We start from the raw sequence: 23,798 nt of genomic DNA, 5'->3' as shown, positions 1-23,798 counted from the left end.
ACCTACTTACGAATGGCTCTTGATGATTTCTTCGACCTTCGCACGAAGGGCTTGCAAGTCTACAGGCTTGTTGAAGGTTGCCGCAGCGTCAAAATGCTGGGCAGTCATCAGGTAGTATTCGGCAGAGGTACGGCCACCGCCGCTCACGGCGATAGTGCGATCGCTCATGTTCAAGCGACGCAAGTCCAAAATGACTTCGTAGCCATTGACGTCCGGCATAATGATGTCGGTAATAATCACGTCATAGGTCTTATTCTGGTAAAGAGTCTTGGCTTCTTTACCGTTCTTTGCCGTTTCCACATTGTAACCCTTGATCTCAAGGGCGGACTTGAGCATCAAATTAAACTGCTCGTTGTCATCAATAATCAGGATTGTAGGCACTAGCCCTCCTTCGTTTCAGTTTCCATTGGCCAATATAGATAAAATGTAGTTCCTTCACCCAACGTTGTCTGCACTGTAAAGTAGGCATTTCCCTCTTTTAACAGCCTTAAGGCCGAAGAAAGTCCCAATCCAAGACCCTCTCCAGGCGCCTTTGTGGTGAAAAACGGTGCAAAAATACGTTCCAGGGTGTTCGAATCCATACCCGAGCCCGTATCGGCGATTTCAAACTTGGCATACGAGCCAGCAGGAACCGGCGGAGCATAAGGCGTCACCAGTTGAGATTCGAGAACTTCAGGATAAAGTTTGAAGGTCAGAGATCCGCCGCCCGTTTCCTTCATAGCAAACAGGGCGTTGTTCGCGAGGTTACTGATAATGCGGTCGAGAGAGGCCACAATACCACGGACCTTAATGTTCTTGTCCAGTTCCTCGCTATGCACCTTCACGTTAGGCGGCAAGGTCAGAGAAATCTTGCGGACCACGTCTTCGATAATCATGTAAGGCGAGAACACGATAGCAGGTGTTGCCGCATCGGCATTACCACGAATGGCGCTCAGCAATTCATTGAGCGAATCCTTGGCACGGTTAGACGCCTTCAAAGCTTCCGACACAAAAGAGAGCAACTGCGGCTTTTGATCTTCAATCTTCTCCAGACCAAGCAATTCCTTCGTGAGTTCCAAGAAGCCCAACTGGGCGCCAAGAATATTGTTGTAGTCGTGAGCGAACGCGCCGCAAATGGAGCCCAGTTCTTCGAGACGGGAGTGAATGAACTTCTGTTCGCGCAACATGTTCCGTTCGTATTCAAGCCTGCGCTGTTCGGTCATGTCCACCTTAAGACACAAGGTCTTGTAAGGAGCCGCACCCTGCTGAATAATCGGAATGTACATGTTATCGAACGTCTGCACCAGTTCGCCCAAGGCTGTAAGGCGGTTGGCTTCGTCCTGTGAAATTTCGACGCCGTCTTTATCTTCGAAAGAAGTATAGACCTTGACTTCGCCCTTTTCACGGGCCTCTTTTTCGTAGATAGAAATATCTTCGTTGTTGTCGCGGGCGCCTTCGCGCGAGCCGCGCTTGGCAAGGTCCAGCTGGTTCTGCTTCTGGTAAACGCCCAGTTCGCTCTTGTACCACACTCTAAAGGGCAATGCGTTAATCAAGGTGTTCAGCACGTTTTCTTTTTCTGCCTTGATAGACGCTTCCTTGTTCAAGCGGTCCTGATAACGCACCAGGTCATGAGTATATTCCACATACTGTTCGTTCAGCGTTTTCAAGTTCTGCTGCAGCAACAAGGTCTTGGACTGGTCCATGAAAAAGGCGATGTTGACGACCGTCATGAGAGTCTGCCTGCACTTGAACAGGTAAATCTTCATCACGTGAGTTTCGCCGTTAATGTTCATGCGGACATCGCTGTAAACCGATTCCTTGAAGAATTCAAGATTCGGCGGCAAGACATTCTTGATGGATTTTCCACACAAATTAATAGAAGACTGGCCCAAGAGTTTGGTTGCGCCATGGTTCACCGCCTTGATTCGCCCGGCATCATCGTAGTAGATGATACCGTCTTCGATCTTGGTAATCAGCTTTTGCAAGAACCAGAAGGCCCCCATGTCCCTAAACCTGGCAGACGTGTAGTACTGACCGCAAAGCAGTGCCAGGAACAGCGTCAAGAACTGGTGCCAAACAATGAACTGGAACCCGCCATGCCAAGCGCCAAATTCCTTGATGATGGGAATGAGGAAATCAAAAAGAACCGCAACAATCAAGCACAGGGTAAAGCTACCGGCCATGTAGGCGCCCGTATGCCGCACCGTTTGGTCCAGCGAATTAAGGGAGCCCAGCAACAACTGGTAAATCACGATCAAGCAAGGCGGTAAAAAGAACAGCACATAGACAACCGTAAAGGTCTTGAATATCGGCATTCCTTCAAAGGGATGGAACCCGAACAAGTCAAATTCGGGCACCACTTCTGGGCAAAGCACAAACACGGTGGTAAGGGCGATAATCACGATCATGCCCACATAAGCGGACAGCGCCTTGAATACGGTGCGGCGGCTATACAGCACCAATTCGCACATGTCGTAAACGGCAACACCTACACGCACCCAGCACAAGGCCTGCAATCCAAAGACGAGCTGGCGACCAATATAGCGGCCAGACAGATCGGGTTCTATGGGGCCGTAAAAGAAGAGGATGCCTAGAATACTACAAGCGTTCCAGGCAATATTTGCAAGCACCATCATACGCAAGGGTTTCGGCAAACGGCGTGCCGTCATCTTGCGTTCTAGCAAAACAGGGTAATAAAACGATACAATAAGGGCTAGCACCGAAAGTACCAAAAGGTACGGAGAATCGGAAAACAAGCTCTCTGCCATTTTATTTCACCCATCTAAAAGCCGCGGATTGTCTTCCGCGGCTATGTAATCCTTAGTTCTTTGCCCTTCTGAAACCGAAGGTTCTGGTGAAGGTATCCGAATCCTTGAACGTTTCGGTTCGGTCGCCTTCGTCAGCCTTCTGCGGCAGGTACTCGCTCTTGGCCTTGGTATTGAACTTTGCAATGTAAGGTCCAGTACCAATCTTCTTGCCGTCGGCACTCTTCGGATAATCTTCCGGAGCGCACCATTCCAGGTAAAGGGTCAAAGTGCTGCTTGCCGAGATGTATTCTTGGAGCTGCGACGACTTGAAGGAGTATGTCGCCCTGTTCACATAAGAGCCCATGTTGTTGAAGATGTCCATTTCAAGCTTGACATCGTAATCGCGTTTGGCTTCGCCGAGTTCCGTCTTGTCCAACACATCGGGCAATGCGATTTCGACCATAAAGACCGGGCCGCCATGAACGTAGTTACGAATCGGCGAACTAATGACATCATGCAACTTGCTGTTGCCTTCGGCCACCACAACCGTTTCGTTGCTCTTGTTCAAGGTCGTCAAGCGGAAGTTCACATTCGGATCCATCGGGACGCCGCCATAGTACATAGCGTTTGCGTTCCTGGACTTGGTCACGCCATCCACAGTCGTAATGGTGAACTTGATCTTGGACACAGAACCGGTCACAGGCACCCACGGAGTAGCGTAGCCGGCGTACTGGCCAAACAGATCCTTGAAGTAGCTTGCTTCCGGATCAGAAACCAGGCGCACGGAGTCCGCAATCCAAATGGCTTCGTTATACTTGTGCTTGTAGCCAAGCTTTGCCGAAGTGGAGTGCGTCATGTAAGTCAGCGAAAGACTGGGGTTCTGCTTGGGGCTAAAGAACACGCCTGCATTGGCTTCGCGCTTGCGTTCCACCACATAGGCGCCGGTAGGCACAGTATCGAGCGGTTCAGACAGCGTAAGGGTCACGTAGTCCTGAGAACCGTAAGAATCGTCGCCCACATCGAAGCCCTGCCACACCGCGGTCAAAATCACCGGCGGGCACTTGTCCACAATCGGGTAATACTTGTCAAAGAAGCCACCTTCGGGGCCAAGGCGCGGAGTCACGCGGCCGTAACCGTCGTAAGCACCGGTGGTCGAACCGTAGGCAAACGTATTTGCAGGAGTCAGCTTAATGGTAATCACCGAGAACGTATCGGCAATCGTCACAGTCGCAAGAGACGAATCGGCAGCCATCTTGGTTTCTTCGTGGGTACCATATTCAAACGTATGTTCCCATTCGGGCAACATGCTGCGGACTTCGCCCTTCAGGCCCCATTCCACCACAAAGCTGTCGAGCATGTCCTTGTCGCGGAGCTTCTTGGCAAACTTCATGTAGAGTTCGTCGGGGTAGCCGTCGCCTTCGTGGTCACGCATTTCGGCAAGAGTAACAGGTACCGGCCTCGGGGTTTCCGCCACCTTGACCGTCTTACAAATCAGAGTCGGGTCAAGCACGTTCAAGGCCTTGTCGGCCACCTGGTTGCCCTTCACCATGACCGTAGCACCTTCCTTCACGAAAGCGCCATCGGTGTTGCCGGTAATGGCAAACATCCAGCTCTTGCCGTCGTTAGTCGTAGTCGCCTTGCCCACCACGCTAATGGCGGCACCGGTGACGCCGACAATATCCAACGGCCAAGTGCTTGCGGAATTGAGAATCACCGGTTCGGTAAAGGCGATCATCACGGTATCTTCCGGATATTCGCGATTCGGATTTTCAAGAATCGTCACGCTCATTAGCTGCGGCAGAATGCCATCGGAAATTGCCATGCGACTTGCGTTGGTAGCGCCTTCGGCCTTCATGTACACCGTAGACATGCCCGCAGGAGCGGCATTTTCTTCGATACCGAGCGTTGCAGGCAAATCCACCACCACGTCGCTCTGGTCCAGTGCCGAGGCGGGATCCACCTTAAGCGTCACCGTATCGGCCATGCCGGGCAGGTACACGCGAATGCTGTCGAAGCTGTAGTCGCTTGTCAGTGCATTGCTGAATGTCACCACCAGCTTGTCGGCAATGTTGTCGCAGTCGCTATCCTGAGCCAAGACCTTCGTGGGTTCGGGGTACTTGGATTCGGCAAAGAAGCTCTGCTTAGAAACGTCTTCTTCGTCATCGGGGTCAATGTAAATCACCTGGATCGTGTCACCGGCGAAGAACGAAATCTGGGTGTTATTTCTTGCTTCCGGAGCAATGGAGGTTGCCGTAATGGCGTTCGCGCTCTTGAAGCTACCCGGATTAGAAGCGTCTTCCACCATCTTGACCTTCAAGGTATCGCTCTTCTTGTTGTTGATTACCAAGACTTCGATCGGGGCAGAAGTACCAGCCTTATCCTTGTCGTTCAGGTAAACATAGAAGCGGGTATTCGACGGATCGGCCGGAGATGCCACCGGGTTGCCAGCTTCGTCCTTAATGGTAAGGCTAGAGGCCGTGAGGTTGCCGCGAGTGAACTGCACATAGTAGGTACGGTTAATGAATGCGCAACCACCGTTTTCGGCACATTCTTCACATTCGGGGTTAGCACCGGCGAAAAGCGTCAAGTCAATCTTGTTGCTACCAATCTTCATCTTCACCGGGATATTGAGCGTCCAGAGACCGGTCGAGTCAATGGTGCCGTTGCCACTCGTCACGTTGTAGTGAGCGATGATTTCGTGGTTTTCATAATCCAGCAAGAAGATTTCGTCACCGATTCGATCGATAACCGTCTTGATTTCCTGACCATTCGCCCAAATGCGGGTAATGTAGCCCTGTTCAGAAACCTGAGCATAACCCTTTACGTACACCGTACTGCTGGTCTGGTCAATCTGCACGTAAGAATTGTTAGACACATTGAACGGAGCATCAAAGTTCACATCCATCTTGTAATGGGCACGCTTGGTCGACATTTCCTGCGCCGAGGGGCTATAACCCCAAATGAATTCATCTTTACGATAAACCACAATATAAGGATTGACAGGAATTTCACCATCGATATCGCCATAGTCCTTGTCTTCATACGGCATACCATCGTAATCGGCACCATCGTCCAGGAACTTATGCGGAGCCCAGGACCAGTCGGTCTTCTTGTCCATGTGCTTCTTAGCTGCAGAACGCAACGTTTCGCAAGTCTGGTAATTGTCATTAGAAATACCCGAAGAATAGGTCAAGTCAACACGCAAGCGTGACTGGGACTTGATAATAGACGATCCCAAAGGAACCGGGAAGTAATAGGAATACTTTCCTGTTGTTGCATCGTAAGTGTCATCCAAACGCACAGGCAATGCAGCACGCATCAAGTCGCGGAGTTCGCGGTCATTTTCGCAGGGTTTGTTGAAGCCAGCTTCATCGTAGGCCTGGCAAATATCGGAGTCAATCAAGGTGGCGCATTTTTCAACTTCTTCGGGGAGAGCCGTAAAGTACATTCGAAGCGTCAAACTATCGAATGGACGCGCCTCGTTGTTATAGATGTTCAGGTTCAGGAATTCAGTGCCACCGAAGTCATACTGATAAGCACGGACACTAAAGTCGTACCAACCCACCGGAGTCGTAAACTTGAGCATTTCTCCCGTCTTTTCGTCAACATTGGTGAACTGACCGTTACTTTCGACCATGTAGTAGTATGTCGTCTTTTCTTTAAGGCCGCCAATCTTTACGTAGTGGAACTTGGTCGGAATGCCCGACACGTCGGCATTGCTTGCCCCACTATTAAAGGCGTATTCAGAAGCGGTAGCATGCGGGACTGTATCCCAATAAATCTTGGATTCGTATTCGCCATTCGGAGTGTACCACATGATTTCGGCACTGTCTCCAAACATATTACAGACAGTCACATTCGTAATCTGGGCGCTTTCCACCGTATTGAGAGTGGTAAAGCTGAACGGAGTCTTGGTAGAATCCACCATGTACTTGATGGTCAGGTTTTCCGGCACATAGGCATTTTGGCCCACGGCGTAGAAATGGTAGGCAGTACCGGGCTGCAAGCCACGCAAGATAATTTCGTGCTGCACGCCGGCCGCATTGTCGTCCGGAACGGCAGTTTCGGTCATCGAAGCTTCGTCGATACCGTAGTAAAGGCTTGCCGTACCACGAGTCGAAAGTTTGACCACCACAATGGCAGAGTCCATGCTCACGTGACGGATTTCCACGCTCACGCCCGGGGCAATCGTGCGATCGAACTTGGCGGCAGCAAGCATACCAGAGCTCACAAGAGTAGCCGCAGCATCGATACAAGTTTCAGACTTATGGTAGTCTTCCCAGCTCTTGTTGTCGGGAACCATGGAGTTTGTAGCCCCCGGAGTCACGCCACCATAAAGGGCGCCAACAGGCGGGCGGTACTTGTAACCGGCACCCGGCTGGTTCTTGCCTTCGGGGTTAGCGGCACGATGGTGCGGGTGAGCATCGTTCTTGTCGCCAACGCCCAAAATGTAGGACACATCCCACGGGTTCACACCGAGCAAGTAGTTCAACTGATTAATACCCAGCTGGTGCATTTCATCGGATTTCCAGTCGGGGGTGCCCAAGTTCGGGAGAGCCAAATTCTGTTTTTCAATATCCTTGGCGACGTCGGCATATGCCAAAACTTCAAAGATGTTACCGGCCTGATAACGGTTGTAAATCCAGGTCTGGTCCGTCTGCATCGAGAACCAAATCGGGTCATACTTGACTTCGTTACCCTTCCAGCCGATATCCTGGATCATGTAGTTAGAAGGATCCTTGCGAGGCAAAACAATCGTCGCCGTACCGGCGCTCACGTCAGCCAGGTTGTGGATCATGCTCATGATACAGTCTTCGATGGCATTCAGGCGTTCTTCCTTTGTCAAGCCAAATTCATTAATGGCCTTGTTTTCGTCAGCAAGAATCAACTTATAAAGAGCATAGGTCGCATAGGCGTAGGCATTTGCCCAGCTGGTATTCTTGACATTCTTAAGGAAGCCCTTGTTATCTGTCACGAACCAACCACCGTCGAAGCAACCCACGCAGTTTTCCATGAACGACTGCGGAACCGTCGTGCCAAGCGTTTTGGAACGGATAGCGTCGTCACCATACTTCGAATCACCTGTGGCATACCAAAGGGCAACAGAGGCGAGTGCCAAATCATCGAAATATTCGTTGTTGCCGTTGTAGGCCGGAGAAGACCAGCCGGCAGCTTCGGTATTATTCTTATAGGTCTTGCCCTGAGCCATCGATTTTGCAAATTCATACATTTCCTTTGCAACCTTCAAACAGCTGTCAGCAAAAGCCTCATACTTAGGATCCTTATAATCGGAATAAAGCTTACCCACAAGGGCAAGGCCCGCCGCCGTTTCACCACCGATATTTGCACCGATTTCGCCAAGGCGCACGGTACGAGACATAGGACCACCACGGTCCGTCGCTGCAGCAGAACCATCAACAGGAAGCAAGTCGCTATTTTCAGGACGGCCCCACCAACCGTGGTCAGAACCGAAGTTACCCACAGAAAGAGCCATATCGTCAATCACACCCTTGGCACGGACATAGGCACGCAACACATAATCAGCGCCATGCTTTGCTTCGCGCATCATATCCGGGACACCGTCCTTATTCACCGTTTCACCGTGGTTAAAGGCATAGTGGTCTTCGTCGGCATCAGCATTGGTAGCAGCAAGAACGGCGGCAACCATAAAGGCATACATCTGAGTCTGGGATTCCTTCAAATGGTCACCGCAGTCATAGTAACCACCTTGCAAAGTTCCCGCAAGAGCGGCATTATACTGGTCGCGTACATCAGCAGCACCCGTAACTACAGCACCAGCACCATCTTTCATGTGGCTTGCGGGGTGAAACCAGGAATCACCATCACCACTACGGTTAATGCCGTAGAACTTGAGGGCAGCATCCTTCACCATGGAATACACCTTGTCACTCACAATGAAGGTACTCGAAATATCATTTCCGACCTTGATGCGCAAACGGGTATCCGTCGGAACGTTACCAGGAATGTGACCCACCTGAATAATACCGGACTGTCCCGTAATATCCACCTGGTAACGCTTCTGGTCATTCGTAGCCGCATTAGTACCGGCAATGATAGTCCAATCCGAAGAGGTCTGGAAACCGCTACTGGCTAAAGAACCTGTCACCTTCGGGTTCAGGGAATTACCGTCAATATCGACCACTTCGAACGTCGTCGCCGTACCCACGTAGTAGAATTGCTTTTCAGGGTCGCTTTCCAAGTAACCGGCCTGGTTAATACGAATCGGCGACATACGGTAGTTAATCGCATCCAAATAAGCCTGGTTCAAGGTATCGGGAATCAAGGCGTTCGGTACGTAAGAGGCAGGAGTGCGGTTCTTGGGCACCATATTGTGCTTCTTGGTCACCGTCGTGTCGTAATGATCAAAGACGGTCGTATCCCACGTAAGCGGGTAGACCGGGCGAATCAGGTCGTAGGGCGTAGGCTGCTCTTGCTCGGCGGCAAAGGCAAACGAAACAAACGCAGCTATAGTAAGCGCGGCAAACAGATTCTTTTTAACGGGCACAAAAGCCTCCTTTATAATACAGCCAACACGGGTACTGCAGATACCCGTTCCATAAATCCCAAATACACGTTTTAAAAATAGATTTATAAACCTAAAAGCGGTCACTCAAAAACCAGAAAATGTTCCCTTTTTGCTCTCAAAAAGGGCGTTTTTTTATGATTTGGGACACGCTGTTTCGTATAAAAGATTTTAGTAAGAAATATATAGAACAAGGTTTAGTTTTGTTTACAAAAAAGGTCGGTGCCCGTAGGCATCGACCTCTAAAAATCTGTGGATTTTAAACCGCTAGATTAGTCCTTGCCGGTGAAGATGATCACGAGCACGGAGGCAACAAAGGCGGCAGACACGATCAGGAATTCCCACGGGTTTTCCATGATGGTGGACTTGGCAGAACCGGCAGAGCTGTTTTCGAGAGCAGCCTGTTCTTCGGCCTTGGCCTTAGCTTCAGCTTCGGCAGCCTTCTTTTCTTCTTCGGCCTTGGCGAGAGCGGCGCTGTCAACCGGAGCTTCTTCAGCCTTGGCTTCGAGCACTTCGGTCTTGGCGGTGTCAGCCGGAGCAGCTTCGGCAGCTACGGCTTCAGCAGGAGCGGCAGCAGAGTCAGCCGGGGCAGCGGCAGCTTCGGCAGCAGGAGCAGCTTCGGCAGCCTTAGCAGTATCAGCGGCAGGTGCAGCAGCCGGAGCAGCGGCGGCGGGGGCCGGTTCAGCCTTAGCAGCTTCAGCCTTCGGGGCTTCAGCCGGCTTAGCTTCGGCAGCGGGCTTGGCAGCTTCTGCCTTGGCAGGAGCGGCAGCCGGAGCAGCGGCGGGGGCTGCGGCAGGTGCAGCAGCTTCGGCCGGCTTGGCGGCTTCAGCAGCCGGAGCAGCGGCAGCGGGCTTGGCGGCCGGTGCGGCAGCCTTAGCGTCCTTGGCAGCCGGGGCTGCAAAAACAACAGCAGAGGCAAGCATAGTTGCCAACATGAGAGTCTTGATCTTCATAGTTTCCTCTTCAGTTTAAACTTTTAACGATGTAAAAAATAGTACAAATTTCGGTTGTCTGCCAACTTTTTTATAAAAAAAGTACAAATTGTCGCCATTTTCCGTCCATTCATCGCCATTTTGAGATATTCCTCACACTGCCACGGGTAAAACCGCTCCATTCGGGCGGGATATTTAGACCAAAAGCGTCAGAAATTTTAAATTACACGCATAAAATGTCTTCCCCGCCCTCACCTCCGTGAGGCCAGACACCGGGGACGACTGCAATGACACAATCAACCCCAGATTCTACTATGGCATTCAAATACGAAGCTACCGTCCAGCACGGTGAAGATACTACCGAATACGTGAACCTCGGCAAGGAAGGCGTTTCCGTCGCCGAATTCGAAGGCAAGAAGATTCTCAAGGTTTCCAAGGAAGCCCTGACGAAGATCGCCCAGGCCGCTTTCGAAGAAGTTGAATTCTGCCTCCGTCCGGCCCACACGGCCAAGGTCGCGAAGATTCTCCAGGATCCGGAAGCTTCGGACAACGACAAGTTTGTCGCCCTCACCATGCTCAAGAACGCCTGCGTTGCCGCCAAGGGCATCCTCCCGTTCTGCCAGGACACCGGTACGGCTATTTGCGTTGCCCACAAGGGCCAGCAGGTCTGGACGGGTTTCGACGATGCCGAAGCGATTTCTGAAGGTGTCTACAACGCTTACACCACCAAGAACCTTCGCTACAGCCAGATTGCTCCCTTGACGATGTACGAAGAAAAGAACACCGGTTGCAACCTCCCGGCTCAGATTGATATCCACGCTGAAGAAGGTGCCGAAATGAAGTTCTTGTTCGTCGCTAAGGGCGGTGGCTCTGCTAACAAGACTTACTACTGGCCGATGACCAAGGCGCTCCTCAACCCGAAGTCCTTGGAAAAGTTCCTTGCTGAAAAGGTGAAAACTCTCGGTACAGCCGCTTGCCCTCCGTACCATCTCGCCATCGTGATTGGTGGTACCTCTGCCGAAATGAACACCCACATGGTGAAGCTCGCTAGCTGCGGCTACCTCGACGATATTCCGACGAGCGGTTCTGAAGGCGGCCGTATTTTCCGCGACCTTGAAATGGAAGAAAAGGTTCTCCACATTTGCCAGAAGACGGGCATTGGCGCCCAGTTCGGCGGCAAGTACCTGGTGCACGATGTTCGCGTGATCCGCGCTCCGCGTCATGCAGCAAGCTGCCCAGTTTCTATCGGCGTCAGCTGCTCTGCTGACCGTAACATCAAGGCAAAGATTGACGAAAACGGCCTCTGGCTCGAAAAGATGGAACACCATCCGGAAAACTACATCCCGGCTGGCAACGCCGTGAACCTCGCTCCGGCTGTTGAAATTGACCTCGACCGTCCGATGAAGGAAGTGCTCGCCGACCTCACCAAGTATCCGGTGAAGACTCGCCTTAGCCTCAAGGGCACGATGATTGTGGCCCGCGACATGGCACACGCGAAGATTGCCGAAATCTTCGACAAGCAGGAACGCGGCGAAGAACTCACGGACGAAGAAAAGACCGTATTGAAGGTTGTTTCTGACCACCCGATTTACTACGCCGGCCCGGCCAAGACTCCGGCAGGCATGCCCACGGGTAGCTTCGGCCCGACGACGGCTAACCGCATGGACCCGTACGTGATGCGCTTCCAGAGCAAGGGTGCTTCGATGATCATGGTCGCCAAGGGCAACCGCTCTCAGGACGTGACCGACGCCTGCAAGAAGTACGGTGGATTCTTCCTCGGCTCTATCGGCGGTCCGGCAGCCATCCTCGCTGAACAGAACATTCTGAGCAACGACATCGTGGCTTTCCCGGAACTCGGCATGGAAGCCATCCGCAAGATTACCATCAAGGACTTCCCCGCATTCATCCTCGTGGATGACAAGGGCAACAACTTCTTTGAAGGACTGATTTAAAAGATGTTGCCCTTGCGCCAAGCGGATGCGGCTCGTATTAACGAGCCGTAGAAGCGCGGAGTATTTGGCGTCGTAAGTTCTTTAATGCGATAGCCAAATACGGAGTCTCATTGGGGTAACAACTTCTTCGAAGGTCTCATTTAGTCAGATATCCACCCTTTCAATAGAAACGCCCCGCAAGCTAGAGCCTGCGGGGTGTTTTTGGGGTGTGTGGAGGTGTCTTATTTTGTCTTTACTGCTCGGACAATTTTATTGTTCGTTTTGATGACATAAATTCCGTTGGGAAGATTCATACGAACTTTATCCCATGCTCTATATATCGTCTTTTCATCTGCACGGAAAGTGATAACGCGATTTCCGAGAACGTCATATACGGTAGCCGTTTGTGGTGTTGAAGTGAAGTTGCTTTTGAATCTCGGCATTTGGGTGGTGGATTTTGCGATTGTAAATTCAATCCAGTCGAGATTGAAGTACGGCTTGTCAATCTTTATTTTTAGCACATGCGCACCTTCTGCAATTGCGGGCACGGAAACCGCAACCGTTTCAAACGTCTTCCAGTCGCCGGTATTCGGGACCATCACGGTGACGACTTTTTTCTCGTCAACGAGTACGGAGAAGAATGTGCTATCGCTTGGGGAGGCGACGCGCGCCGTGAGCGTGAGCGAGTCGTTCTTGGACGCTTTTACCGTGTAACGTAACCAGTCATCGGCATAACCCCAGCCGTAAATGATGGCGCCTTCTGCGCTGTCGAGGCCTGCGTTGTCATCGCGGTAGAGGCTGTTTTCGTTTTCGATATCGCTGTCCAGGAATCCGCGGCCGTTGCCGCCTTTATCATAGTTCTCGACTTCGATTTTTCCGGGGATGGTAAGTGTATCTTTGAACGGTTCAATTTCGACTTTTTTGAAAATGTCAATTTTGCTTCCGTAACCGGCGGCAACGATGTTTGCCTGTACCAAATCGTCAACGGAATCGGGCGGGTTTCCGATGGTCATCACACCTTCGAAGAACGTTCCTGCACCGCCGTCGCTGCCGTCACCGCCATTGCCGAGCACGATGGCGCCTTGCAGCTTGCGTGGGCTGTAGCCTCTTTTGCGCGGTCCGTCCCACATGGTGTTGAGGGTTCCTTTTTGAGCGCTGCCGCCCTTGAGCTTGAACGTTCCGTCATTCGGTCCTTTGAGCATGGCGGTCACATAGTCTGCTTCAATAGAAAGTGCGTCTGGCCACGGTGTTGTATGGGTCTTGCCCCATTGCCAACCAGCATCGTTTCCCTTGAATACGCCGTCTTCCAAGTCGGCGGCAACCCACGGACCGTTTCCTTGTCCTGGACCGCCCCAGTCCTTGTCGCTTCCGAAGTAGATGCATTCCATGGTTCCAGGGCCGTCATCGTTACCGGTTGTTTCTGCATTTCCGTAGTTGAAACAGCACAAGTCGTTGTAATGTCTGCCGTCAACGACCATGTACATGGATTCTTCTTCGTCGCCGGTGGCTACACCTTTGGTATTGTTATTGCGGTAACCGGTGGCAGACCAGGCGTCGCGATAAAAGCCATAAGCCTTGCGCCCGTTAATGTAAATGGGAGCCTTGTCCGCAATCGCCTCTTTACCGCCTTCTTTAAGCCAGTATACCACGGGCGATTTTTTCAGGTCGTTCTTGTATTCCGACTGGTCGTAAATGATCGAGATGGTACACCTGGAACCTTTGCAGAATTCGTCTTGCACCGAGGAATTGACATACCCGCCCTTTTCTTCGAGCGGAATATCTTTAGTGGCTCCATCGGCTCGACGAACCTGGTACAGGTTGCCATTATACTCCCCGAAAAGCGCGCGCGTCAAACTATGCGCCGCCACGCACGGGGTGTTTGCCTTTGCGTAAATGTCACAGGGGCCTTCTTTGGCCAAGACCATGGTGGGCGCCACAAGCGCCAGCACTGTCAAAAATGAATTGTATTTCATCCCAACATCCCTCTTTTTTACCAACCAATATCAAATTACTTCTAAAACGGGCCAAAATCACGCCTTTGGAGATTCTTCTATTGCATTTTTGTCAAAAACGATTCGCTCTTTTTTTGCTTTTCGGCCCGAGAAAAGGTTATTTTATGGGTATGCTCAACATTGACGAAATAAGCGATTACAGGGACTTGCTCAAGAATTACTATACCCAGCGCAAGCTGGATATGCCGCTGTATTCCTATAAAATGATGGGCCAAAAGCTCGGGCTCGACACGAGTCAGGTTTTCCGCGTGCTGAACAAGGAACTGCACCTGCCGAACCGCAGCATTCCCTTGGCAAAAGACTTGCTCGACCTGAAGGGCCGCAAGGGCGAACTTTTCGAAATCCTGGTGGCCGCCTCCAAGACCAAGTCCCCCGCCAAAAAGGACAAGCTTTATAAAATGGCGCTCGCCTTGCAAGATGTGGACTTGCGCAAGCTGAGTGCAAGCGAATACCTGTTCCTAAGCAAGTGGTGGATTCCCGTGGTGCGCGCCCTGATTGAAATGAACGGCGGGCATGCCGAAGTTTCGCACCTGGTCAAGCAGATTTCTCCGACGGTTTCCGAAGACCAAGTCCGCGAAGCCATAACCGTTTTGAAGGATTTAAAGCTCATTACGCCGCTTGCCTCGGAACGCTACGCCGCAACAACTGCTAACTTTACATCGGCAGGGTCAGCCACAAAGACCGCCGCCATCCGCAGCTACCAGAATCAACTTTTGGCGCTCGCGCAGAACTCCCTGATTGCAGTGGAACCTGCCCAGCGCAATATTTCTTCGCTGCTGGTGGGAGTCGATGAGGACTGCTTTGCCGACTTGAACGAAATGACTCTGGAGTTCAGGCGCCAGGTACAACGCAGAGTGGCCGAGGTCAACAAGCCTAACCGCGCTATGCAGTTTGTATTTGCGCTTTACCCGGTGGCCGACATTTCTAACGATCCACGAACCAAGAAAGAGGGGTAAAACATGAAACGACTGTTTTTGCTACTCGCGTGTTTAGCGCCCCTGGCCTTTTGGGCTTGCTCCGACAAAGAAGTCGCGGGCATTAGTACCGTTGAAACCGAAAACGCGTTCTTGATTCAGATTGTCCGTGAAGATTCTAAACCGGCGGTGGGCGTTGTCGCCCGCATGCGTTCCGTGGACTTTGTCCGCGACATCGAAGACGATTCTTCCAAAGCTATTTTCTTCGAGGAATTCACGACCGATTCCTTGGGCCAAATTCACATCGACAGCCTTAGCGTAAATGAGGCAATGATTGAAATTGTCGACGCCGGCGAAGGCCTGTTCACCAAGATTTCGGCCAAAGACATTCAAGAAGGCGATTCCGTACAGTACGCCCTCGAAAAAACGGGCAGCCTGCGCGGCAAGGTTTACTTGCCCGACAGCGTCGACTACGCCTGGGTGCAAGTGTACGGCACCGATCGCCTGGTTAAAACCGACAGCGAAGGCTTTTACGAAATGGATTCGCTGCCGCCGTACGAATACGACATGCGCGTGATCATTGGCGACAGCGTTGTCGAACAGTCCACCAAAATCGATGCCGGCGAAGATGTTTCTGCAAACGTGCGCACCTTCGAGCCCGACTCGGTCAAGGTGCTGGATTTTGAATCGGCAAGTGCCCAATTCACAATCAAGGAACTCGGCATCAGCGAAACGGGCTACATGTCTTCTACCGACACAAGCGTCAAGACGACTCCCGAAGTCGAAATCATTCCCGAAACCCGCAAAGACCTCTCGGAATTCATTGTCGAAGCGGGCGCAGATCGCGAAGGGAACGCTATTTATTGGGAAACTTCGGCAGCCATGCGTGGTTCCTGGTCGTTCTACGGAATCTGGATTTGCAAGGAAGAATCGCCCTGCGACTTGTCCGCGACCGATTCTATCGTTTACTACGCTCGCGGCACAGGCGTCATCTCGATTATCCTGGAAACCTTGGGCGAATCAAACACCGAAGGCAAGACACTCGCCTACGACACGCTCAAGACTAGCGACGAGTGGACGCGACGAGTTATAAAGCCCGAAAACTTCAAGCCGCGCGACGACAAGTACGGAAACCTCGGCTGGGAAGTCATCAGCAAGTCGGTGACGACGATTTCGATCGCCGCCTACGACAGCACGGAATTCTGGATTGACGATGTCGTGTTCTACGGCGTCAAGCCCAGCGACTTTTTACGCTAAAATGTCATCCCGGCCTTGAGCCGGGATCTCCTTTTACGGCTTTCTAAGATTACGGCAGCCCAACGTGGCGCTGCTTTTGTTTCTTGGGCTTGGATTCTTCCGGGCCCTTTTCTGCTTCGGCCTTGGCGGCTTCGGCTAGCAGCATTTCGAGCGACACGCGAGAGGCCTCCTGTTCGGCCTTCTTCTTGTTGCCACCCTGTCCGCGACCGTACACGCGGCCGTCCACATGGACTTCGACCGTGAACACCTTCTGGTGTTCCGGGCCCGATTCATCGACCACCACGTATTCCGGAACCGTGCGGAGCTTGCCCTGCAGGTATTCCAGCAGTTCGCTCTTGTGGTTGATAAAGTCTTCGGCAGAGATAATCTCTTGCACACGCGGAAAGTGGAACTTGTTCAGAATCACGCGGACTTCGTCGAGGCCGCCATCCAAATACACGGCGCCAAGAACCGCTTCGTAGGCGTCGGCCAGAATGCTTTCCTTGCCGCGGCCGCCGAGTTTTTCTTCGGCCTTGCCCACCTTCACGTATTCGCTCAGGCTCCATTCCTTGGACGACTGGGCGCAAGCATGTCCCGAGACGATGGCGCTCTTGCGCTTGGAAAGTTCACCTTCCGGGTCGTCGGGGTAAGTCTTGTAAAGGTATTCGGTGGTGAGCATGTTCAGCACGGAATCGCCCAGGAATTCCAGACGTTCGTTGTTGCTCACGTAAGGCAGGTCAGTACCTGTCAAGAATGAACGGTGCACCAGGGCGTGCGCCAAAAGTTCAGGATCCTTGAACCGGTACCCGAGCTTCGCCTCAAGCCCGCCATCGGACTTCTGGCGAAACCAGAGTTTAAGCACTTTGTGGAGTAGAGTGTTCTTTTCCATGTATAATATAGCTGTGAGCTATGAGGTCGGCGCTACGCGCCTCTGAGGTAAGAGGATATCTACAAACCCCAAAGCGAAGCGACCTCAAAGCGAGTTTACGAGCGGCCTCATCGCTCAAAAAGAAAGGGCAACCCATTCCGGGCCACCCAGTCTAGTTTCTTATCGAGAGAGGCTAATAAATTAAGCCTTCTTAGCTTCGATGAAGGCAACCACGTCGGCAACCTTGGCAAACTTTTCGGCGTCGGAGTCGAGGATTTCGACTTCGAATTCGTCTTCGAGGGCCATCACGAGTTCCACACGGTCGAGGGAGTCGGCACCGAGGTCGTTACCGAATTCGGATTCCGGCTTCACATCTTCAGCCTTAACGCCGAGCTTGTCAACGATAACAGCGGTGACCTTCTTGAAAATTTCTTCGTTCATTGTAATCTCCATTTGGATTGATTGTTTGAGTTCAAATTTAGTAAAAAATGCCTAGGCGTTCAACCCACCATCGACGCCAAGAATCTGGCCGGTGATGTAGCAGGCGTCGTCCGATGCCAAAAATGCGGCAGCGTTGGCAATATCTTCGGGTTTTCCGATGCGGCCGAGCGGAATCTGGGCGGCATACTTTTCCTTGGTAGCCTCATCCATGGCGGCGGTCATGTCGGTACCGATAAAACCGGGGGCAATCGCGTTCACGGTAATACCGCGAGAGGCAAATTCCATGGCGTTAGAGCGGGTCATACCGATAATGCCAGCCTTGGCAGCGGCGTAGTTGGCCTGACCGGCCTGACCGTGCAGGGCGTTAATGCTCGAAATGTTGATAATGCGGCCAGTACGCTTGCCCATCATGGTGCGGGCGACAGCGCGGGTGCAAAGGAACACGGAACGCAGGTTCGTGGCGATCACGGCGTCGAAGTCTTCGTCCTTCATGCGCATCAGCAGGCCATCGCGGGTAATACCGGCGTTGTTCACCAGAATGTCAACCGTGCCCATGTCAGCAATGATCTGCTTGAACACGTTCTGCACCGTTTCGGAGTCGGCCACATTGCAAGCATAGCTCTTGACCTGCACCCCAAGTTCGGCGGAAAGTTTGGCGGCCAATTCTTCCTTGACCGAGGTGGAAAGGATGGCGACGTCAGCACCTTCGCTGGCGAGCTTGGTTGCAATGGCAAGACCGATACCGCGAGAAGCGCCGGTCACGATTGCCTTTTTACCAGTAAGTTTACCCATAGTAGTTACCTGTGGTTTGTAGTTAAAATTATCCCTTGAGAGCCTGGAAAGCTTCGATCGTTTCGACCGGAGTGACCTTCACGTCGCGGCTGATCTTGCGCATGAGGCCCATGAGCACCTTGCCGGAGCCCACTTCGACACCCTGGGTCACGCCCAGAGACATAGCCTTGTTCATGCAGTCGTTCCAGCGAACCGGAGACACCAGCTGGCGCACCAGGAGGTCAGCGATTTCAGAGCCCTTCGTGACCGGTTCGGCAATCACGTTGGCGATGACCGGCTTTTCGACATCGTTAAACTTGGTCTTGGCAATCGCTTCGGCAAGGCCTGCCTGAGCGAACTGCATGAGCGGGCTGTGGAAGGCGCCAGACACGGCAAGCGGAATGGCCTTGATACCGGCAGCAGCGCAGTTTTCGACGAGCTTGTTCACGCCAGCGACCGCACCGGACACGACAATCTGACCCGGGCAGTTGATGTTTGCCGGAACCACGGTACCAGCATCCTTTACGGCTTCGCAAAGTTCAAGAATCTTGGCTTCGTCCTGGCCCATGATAGCAGCCATGGCACCCGGGTTCTTGGAACCGGCGCTAGCCATGAGTTCGCCACGGGTACGCACCAAGCGGAGGCCTTCTTCGAAGCTGAAACCGCCGGCGGCGTAAATGGCAGAGTATTCACCGAGGGAGTGACCAGCCACATAGTCAAAGGCAAAGCCTTCGGACTTGAGGAGTTCCATGACCATAGCGGACACCGTAAACAGAGCCGGCTGCGTGTTGTCGGTGCTCTTCAGAACATCTTCGGGGCCTTCGGCCATGAGCTTGGAGAGCGAGAAACCGAGAATTTCGTCGGCCTGCTGCATGAGTTTCTTGGCCGGTTCAAAAGTAGAAGCGAGCGTCTGGCCCATGCCTACATACTGGGCACCCTGGCCAGGGAAAAGAAGAATCGTCTTAGACATTATAAATAAACCTCTGCGGCTAGACCGCATTTTATTGTTTCGCGCTACAATTTAGAAAATAAGGACAGGCGGAAACGAACCGTCAGCCCCTGTATACAAGAAATTGTAAATATAAGGTTTTTAGCACATTTCCATAACAAGCGAGTTTATGAAAATTCTGTCTAAAAAGCTGATGCCGCATCAAGTGCGGCATGACAATTCAGTCTAAAAAAAAGAACCCCGATTTTTTCGGGGTTCCTGAAACCTGGTTTCAAATAAGCTAATTAGAAAGCTTACTTTGCTTCGGAGGAATCATCCTTGATAGCGAGCAGGCGTTCGTTGACGTTCTTGGACACGCCCTTTTCGGCGTACTTGGCAGCCACTTCCACAGCCTTTTCGATAGCGAGAGCATCGGAACGGCCGTGAGCAATGATGCCGGTACCGTTCAGGCCGAGCAGCAAGGCGCCACCCGTCATACGGTAGTCCCACATTTCGTCGAAACGACGACCATTCGGGGTATCGATGACACCGAACATCTTCTTGTGAAGTTCGTAGAAGCCTTCGAGCATCTTCAAAACAACGTTACCCGTAAAGCCGGAGGTCACCACCACATCGGCCACGCCTTCGATAAGCGTTTCGCCTTCGATGTTACCGATAAAGTTCACCGGAGCAGCCTTCAGCAACTGGTGAGCTTCCTGCAACACAGCCGGGCCCTTGTGTTCTTCTTCGCCCATATTGAGGAGGCCAACCTTTGGCTTTTCGTAACCGAAGTAGGTCTCGGCGAAAGCGGAACCTGCAATGGCAAAATCCACCAAGGTAGCAGCGCGTTCATCGACGTTTGCACCGGCATCGACCAAGATGATCGGACGGTCAGCGGTCGGAATCACGCAGCCGATAGGCGGACGGCTGAATTTGTCTGTAGTACGGCCAAGAAGCATAAGGCAGCTAGCCATCATGGCACCAGAGTTACCGGCACTCACGGAGGCATCTACCATGCCCTTCTTCTGCAAGGCGACGCAAGTCACCAAGCCGGAATGGGGCTTCTTCTTGAGGACTTCGACAGGATGTTCGTCCATGGCCACGGGATCCGGTGCATCGACCACAGAAATGCCTTTGCCAGCATAGCCAAGCTTTTCGAGCTTAGCCTTGACCTCGGCCTCCGGTCCGCACAGAACCACATGCAGGTTTTCGTTCTTGTTGACGGCGTTAACCGCACCTTCAATCACTACGTCCGGGGCGAAATCGCCACCGAGAGCATCAAGAGCAACTTTTACCATGGACATCTCCTTACAACAGTAGAACCGTTAATTAGGCTTCGGCATCCTTCATGTTGATCACTTCGACACCATTGTAGTAGCCGCAAACCGGGCACACGCGGTGCGGGCGCTTCACGGAACCGCAATGATCGCAGGTAGCCATAGCGGGCACTTCCATCTTCCAGTGGGTGCGGCGCTTGTCACGACGGGCGGTCGAGGTTTTTCTTTTAGGTACTGCCATTTTTAACTCCTATTTTCCATTTTGCTCTTAAGAGCCTTGAGTTTGTCCCAACGAGGGTCGCTTTGAGGTTCCTCGTCGGCGGGTTTGTTTGTTACAAAGATAAAATCTTCGTCAGGATTTTTCACGGGTGCTTGCGGTTCTTGTAGAATAACCAGCTGTCGGATGCACTCGGAAAGGTCCACGAAGTTCTGCCCCTGAGGAATTCGGTAGGCAAAGACGTCTACATCGTCTTCATCGAGTTCCTGTTGCGAAACCCCGGTGCGCGTTATTTCAGCCACGATTTCAGTCGAAAAGGGGCGGTCGAACGGCTCCAAGGTACGGGAGCAGGTCAGAGTTTGCACTCCGGAGATTGTACCGGTCACAAGACACTTGCTTTCGCCTTCGGGGCTTACCAGCACCTCGGCTACCAGGTCGCCCTTGAGGTGCAGTTCGTCGAAGATTTCGGGGGCATCGGAGCGGGACCAGACCACCCGGCGGTCTTCGGAATCAACAAGTTTTTGTGCGATATCTAATCTCAAAGTAGCCCAAATTTAGTAAAAACCGGGATACAAGTCAATGTTTACTTCTTCTTTTTGCCGGGGGGTCCGGGCATGAACGGGCTGCTGGCGGCGGACTTTTCCTTGGTAGCGCCGAGGGTTTCTTGGCTTACGACCACGGAATCGCCCACGGAAAGCCCCTTGAGAATCTGGATGTTCACGCCGTCGCTGATGCCTGTCTTGACACGGCGAGGCGCCGCCTTGCCGTCGATGTTGACCCACACGAGGTTGCCGCTAGGCTTTTTGCCGTCGGGGCGTTTTTTGAAGGACTTGGGCGGCATGGGTGGAAAATCACCCTTCTTAAAGTCGCCTTTCGGGAAGTCGCTGGCGGTAGAATCGCCGGATTCGGGGTGCGGCGGGCGCATGCCCTTGGGCGGTTCAGCCATCGGGGTACCGTCAGCAGGAGTAAACTTGAGAGCCTTCACCGGGATCGCGATGGCGTCGGTGATTTCCTGGGTCACGATGGTGCAGGTCGCCGTCATGCCGGGTAGCAGTTTCTGTTCCGGGTTCTCGGCGGTAATCACGACGGTGTAAGTCACCACGTTGCTCGTGGTCGTCGGATTCAGGCGGACTTCTTGCACCGAGCCGTTGAAAGTTTCGTTCTGAAAAGCGTCTACGGTGAAGGTAACACGCTGGCCTTGCTTCACCTGACCGATGTCCGCTTCATCTACGGCGGCCATCACCTTCATTTGGCTCAAGTCCTTGGCGATTACGAACAAAGTAGGAGTACTCATGGAGGCGGCCACCGTCTGGCCGACTTCAACGGCGCGCTTCAGGACTACGCCATCAATGGGGCTCTTGATGGTTGCATAGCTCAAGTTAAGTCGAGCCTGGTTGACTTCGTTCTGGCTGCGTTCAACGGAGAGCTTTGCCGAATTCATGTTGTATTCGGCAGTTTCCAGTTCCACAGCGCTTGCGGAATGGCTTTCGGAAAGTTTCTTGACGCGGTTGTAGGTCGATTCCTTATACTTATAGTCGGTTTCGGCGCTACGGAAGGCAATTTCAGCCTGCGTGAGCGTGGCCTTGAGCTTGGATTTGTCCAGTTCGGCGATAATCTGGCCTTTTTTGACCTTGGAATTAAAGTCGACGTTGATTTTGGCGATGTCGCCCGACACCTGCGTACCGACTTCCACCTGGTCGACAGGTTCCAACGTACCAGTTGCCGAAATGGTGGTCGAGATTGTGGTCTGCACCACCTTGGTGCTTACGAGCGGGCCTGCGGCAGCGCTCGCCTTCTCGGAAAAAAAGAACATCTTGACGCCATAAGCGATAGCGCCAAGAATCACGAGGAGGATGAGAATTTTCAAAAGCTTTTTCATAGATGCGACCTAAAAATAGAAAGTCTTACCCGTTTTTCGAATAATTAGATGCGTATGCACCGCAAAAGGTTGCCTATTTACAAGAGTTTATCCCCATTTTTTTATATTATGCTCAAGATCCTTCGACTACGCCCTACAGGCTACGCTCAGGATGACACATCCGCCATTCTTTCGTCTAGATTATGACTCGCATTGCAAAAAAAGATGACAGTTCCGAGGTTCGCCGCGTCACGTGGGTGGGGCTCGGCTGGAACGTCGCCTTGTCGGTTGGCAAGTTTTTTGCGGGTTATTTTGGCGGGTCTCAAGCACTTATTGCCGACGCCATTCACAGTGCGTCTGATTTTACCACGGACATCGCGATTATCGTCGGGTCACGTTTTTGGAATTCGCCGCCCGATGCGGAGCACCCGTATGGGCACAGGCGATTCGAGACACTGATTTCGGTCGGAATCGGGCTTGCGGTTTGCGCCGTGGGCATTGGCCTCGGTTACAATGCAGTCGTGGCACTTAAAAACGGCGAGCAGTCGCACCCCGAATGGATTGCGGCGATTATGGCGGCGGTTTCGATTATCGTGAAAGAGGCGCTTTTCCGCTACACGCGGGCGAAGGGTCGCGCGATTCGCAGCGAAGCCGTCGAGGCAAACGCTTGGCACCATAGGAGTGACGCCTATAGTTCTATTCCGGTCTTGGTCGCGGTCCTGTTCGGCATTCTTTGTCCGACGCTCTGGTTTGCAGACTCCGTAGGTGCGATTATCGTTTCCGTTTTCATTCTACATTCGGGCTTTGAGATTGCTTGGCCGGGAATCCACCGCGTGGCCGACGAAGGCGCAAGCGCCGAAGTGGCCCAAAAGTTGCGCGAAATCGCACTCGCCTGCCCAAATGTGATTAGCATTCACGGGTTCCGCACGCGTTACGTGGGCAGCGATTTGCATGTGGATTTGCATGTGGTCGTTCCCGCCGACATGACACTTTTGGCAGCGCATGATTTGGCCGAAGAGGTGGAACGCCGTATTATTGATGCGGGTGAAAATGTAGTCGATGCGCTCGTGCACATCGACCCGTACGATCCTAAGAAAGTATAAAAGCTGATGCCGGGTCAAGCCCGGCATGACGATTCAAGCC

17 protein-coding genes are annotated in these 23,798 nt (G+C 52.5%); 4 read left to right on the top strand and 13 right to left on the bottom strand.

Going from position 1 to position 23,798, the window contains the following annotated elements; translation table 11 throughout:
* Positions 1–6 precede the first annotated feature (6 nt).
* From BUA40_RS11460 to BUA40_RS11445, 4 genes are all read right to left on the bottom strand, one after another.
* Positions 7–381, bottom strand: a complete 375-nt coding sequence (locus tag BUA40_RS11460; protein WP_072800994.1) for a response regulator — start codon at positions 379–381, stop codon at positions 7–9.
* Positions 381–2,747 (bottom strand): PAS domain-containing sensor histidine kinase, encoded by a 2,367-nt coding sequence (locus BUA40_RS11455; protein ID WP_072800993.1) that lies wholly within the window; start codon positions 2,745–2,747, stop codon positions 381–383. Before BUA40_RS11455 ends, BUA40_RS11460 begins: the two co-directional genes overlap by 1 nt.
* A gap of 52 nt (positions 2,748–2,799) precedes the next feature.
* Positions 2,800–9,252: a glycoside hydrolase family 9 protein gene (locus BUA40_RS11450; RefSeq protein WP_072800992.1), complete on the bottom strand. Its 6,453-nt coding sequence runs from the start codon at positions 9,250–9,252 to the stop codon at positions 2,800–2,802.
* Between the two features lie 290 nt (positions 9,253–9,542).
* Positions 9,543–10,223: a hypothetical protein gene (locus tag BUA40_RS11445; protein WP_072800991.1), complete on the bottom strand. Its 681-nt coding sequence runs from the start codon at positions 10,221–10,223 to the stop codon at positions 9,543–9,545.
* 293 nt (positions 10,224–10,516) lie between these two features.
* Between BUA40_RS11445 and BUA40_RS11440 the strand changes: the two genes are divergently transcribed.
* Entirely contained in the window at positions 10,517–12,154 is a 1,638-nt protein-coding gene (locus tag BUA40_RS11440; protein WP_072800990.1) for a fumarate hydratase, read from the top strand.
* 221 nt (positions 12,155–12,375) lie between these two features.
* On the opposite strand, the gene BUA40_RS11435 is transcribed toward BUA40_RS11440, so the two are convergent.
* Complete coding sequence (locus BUA40_RS11435) at positions 12,376–14,106, bottom strand: arabinofuranosidase catalytic domain-containing protein (protein ID WP_072800989.1); 1,731 nt, start codon at positions 14,104–14,106, stop codon at positions 12,376–12,378.
* 149 nt (positions 14,107–14,255) lie between these two features.
* Between BUA40_RS11435 and BUA40_RS11430 the strand changes: the two genes are divergently transcribed.
* Entirely contained in the window at positions 14,256–15,101 is an 846-nt protein-coding gene (locus BUA40_RS11430; protein WP_072801002.1) for a DUF4423 domain-containing protein, read from the top strand.
* Between the two features lie 3 nt (positions 15,102–15,104).
* Positions 15,105–16,316 (top strand): hypothetical protein, encoded by a 1,212-nt coding sequence (locus tag BUA40_RS11425; protein ID WP_072800988.1) that lies wholly within the window; start codon positions 15,105–15,107, stop codon positions 16,314–16,316.
* Positions 16,317–16,365: 49 nt separating this feature from the next.
* On the opposite strand, the gene rnc is transcribed toward BUA40_RS11425, so the two are convergent.
* The 8 genes from rnc to BUA40_RS11385 form a co-directional block, all read right to left on the bottom strand.
* Complete coding sequence (gene rnc / locus BUA40_RS11420; RefSeq protein ID WP_072800987.1) at positions 16,366–17,184, bottom strand: ribonuclease III; 819 nt, start codon at positions 17,182–17,184, stop codon at positions 16,366–16,368.
* 180 nt (positions 17,185–17,364) lie between these two features.
* A complete protein-coding gene (acpP, locus tag BUA40_RS11415) occupies positions 17,365–17,604 on the bottom strand; it encodes an acyl carrier protein (RefSeq protein ID WP_072800986.1) in 240 nt (79 codons plus the stop codon).
* 51 nt (positions 17,605–17,655) lie between these two features.
* Positions 17,656–18,396, bottom strand: coding sequence for a 3-oxoacyl-[acyl-carrier-protein] reductase (gene fabG / locus BUA40_RS11410; RefSeq protein WP_072800985.1), 741 nt, complete (start codon positions 18,394–18,396; stop codon positions 17,656–17,658).
* Positions 18,397–18,424: 28 nt separating this feature from the next.
* A complete protein-coding gene (fabD, locus tag BUA40_RS11405; protein WP_072800984.1) occupies positions 18,425–19,345 on the bottom strand; it encodes an ACP S-malonyltransferase in 921 nt (306 codons plus the stop codon).
* A 272-nt stretch (positions 19,346–19,617) separates the two neighbouring features.
* Complete coding sequence (gene plsX, locus BUA40_RS11400; protein WP_072800983.1) at positions 19,618–20,601, bottom strand: phosphate acyltransferase PlsX; 984 nt, start codon at positions 20,599–20,601, stop codon at positions 19,618–19,620.
* Between the two features lie 31 nt (positions 20,602–20,632).
* Positions 20,633–20,821: a 50S ribosomal protein L32 gene (rpmF, locus tag BUA40_RS11395; protein ID WP_072800982.1), complete on the bottom strand. Its 189-nt coding sequence runs from the start codon at positions 20,819–20,821 to the stop codon at positions 20,633–20,635.
* Between the two features lie 2 nt (positions 20,822–20,823).
* Positions 20,824–21,339 (bottom strand): YceD family protein, encoded by a 516-nt coding sequence (locus tag BUA40_RS11390; RefSeq protein ID WP_072800981.1) that lies wholly within the window; start codon positions 21,337–21,339, stop codon positions 20,824–20,826.
* A 41-nt stretch (positions 21,340–21,380) separates the two neighbouring features.
* Positions 21,381–22,676, bottom strand: coding sequence for an efflux RND transporter periplasmic adaptor subunit (locus BUA40_RS11385; protein WP_072800980.1), 1,296 nt, complete (start codon positions 22,674–22,676; stop codon positions 21,381–21,383).
* 182 nt (positions 22,677–22,858) lie between these two features.
* Between BUA40_RS11385 and BUA40_RS11380 the strand changes: the two genes are divergently transcribed.
* Complete coding sequence (locus tag BUA40_RS11380; protein ID WP_072800979.1) at positions 22,859–23,758, top strand: cation diffusion facilitator family transporter; 900 nt, start codon at positions 22,859–22,861, stop codon at positions 23,756–23,758.
* The last annotated feature ends 40 nt before the right edge of the window (positions 23,759–23,798 follow it).

This window comes from Fibrobacter sp. UWT2 (genome assembly GCF_900142545.1).
Taxonomy (GTDB): domain Bacteria; phylum Fibrobacterota; class Fibrobacteria; order Fibrobacterales; family Fibrobacteraceae; genus Fibrobacter.
This window is presented reverse-complemented; position numbering and strand designations above follow the sequence as displayed.

Excerpts from the sequence above, each read along its gene's own strand:
- rnc (WP_072800987.1), bottom strand. The coding sequence starts at position 17,184 with ATGGAAAAGAACACTCTACTCCACAAAGTGCTTAAACTCTGGTTTCGC.
- BUA40_RS11430 (WP_072801002.1), top strand. The coding sequence starts at position 14,256 with ATGCTCAACATTGACGAAATAAGCGATTACAGGGACTTGCTCAAGAAT.
- rpmF (WP_072800982.1), bottom strand. The coding sequence starts at position 20,821 with ATGGCAGTACCTAAAAGAAAAACCTCGACCGCCCGTCGTGACAAGCGC.
- fabD (WP_072800984.1), bottom strand. The coding sequence starts at position 19,345 with ATGTCTAAGACGATTCTTCTTTTCCCTGGCCAGGGTGCCCAGTATGTA.
- BUA40_RS11425 (WP_072800988.1), top strand. The coding sequence starts at position 15,105 with ATGAAACGACTGTTTTTGCTACTCGCGTGTTTAGCGCCCCTGGCCTTT.
- BUA40_RS11380 (WP_072800979.1), top strand. The coding sequence starts at position 22,859 with ATGACTCGCATTGCAAAAAAAGATGACAGTTCCGAGGTTCGCCGCGTC.
- BUA40_RS11385 (WP_072800980.1), bottom strand. The coding sequence starts at position 22,676 with ATGAAAAAGCTTTTGAAAATTCTCATCCTCCTCGTGATTCTTGGCGCT.
- acpP (WP_072800986.1), bottom strand. The coding sequence starts at position 17,604 with ATGAACGAAGAAATTTTCAAGAAGGTCACCGCTGTTATCGTTGACAAG.
- BUA40_RS11445 (WP_072800991.1), bottom strand. The coding sequence starts at position 10,223 with ATGAAGATCAAGACTCTCATGTTGGCAACTATGCTTGCCTCTGCTGTT.
- BUA40_RS11455 (WP_072800993.1), bottom strand. The coding sequence starts at position 2,747 with ATGGCAGAGAGCTTGTTTTCCGATTCTCCGTACCTTTTGGTACTTTCG.
- plsX (WP_072800983.1), bottom strand. The coding sequence starts at position 20,601 with ATGGTAAAAGTTGCTCTTGATGCTCTCGGTGGCGATTTCGCCCCGGAC.
- fabG (WP_072800985.1), bottom strand. The coding sequence starts at position 18,396 with ATGGGTAAACTTACTGGTAAAAAGGCAATCGTGACCGGCGCTTCTCGC.
- BUA40_RS11440 (WP_072800990.1), top strand. The coding sequence starts at position 10,517 with ATGGCATTCAAATACGAAGCTACCGTCCAGCACGGTGAAGATACTACC.
- BUA40_RS11435 (WP_072800989.1), bottom strand. The coding sequence starts at position 14,106 with ATGAAATACAATTCATTTTTGACAGTGCTGGCGCTTGTGGCGCCCACC.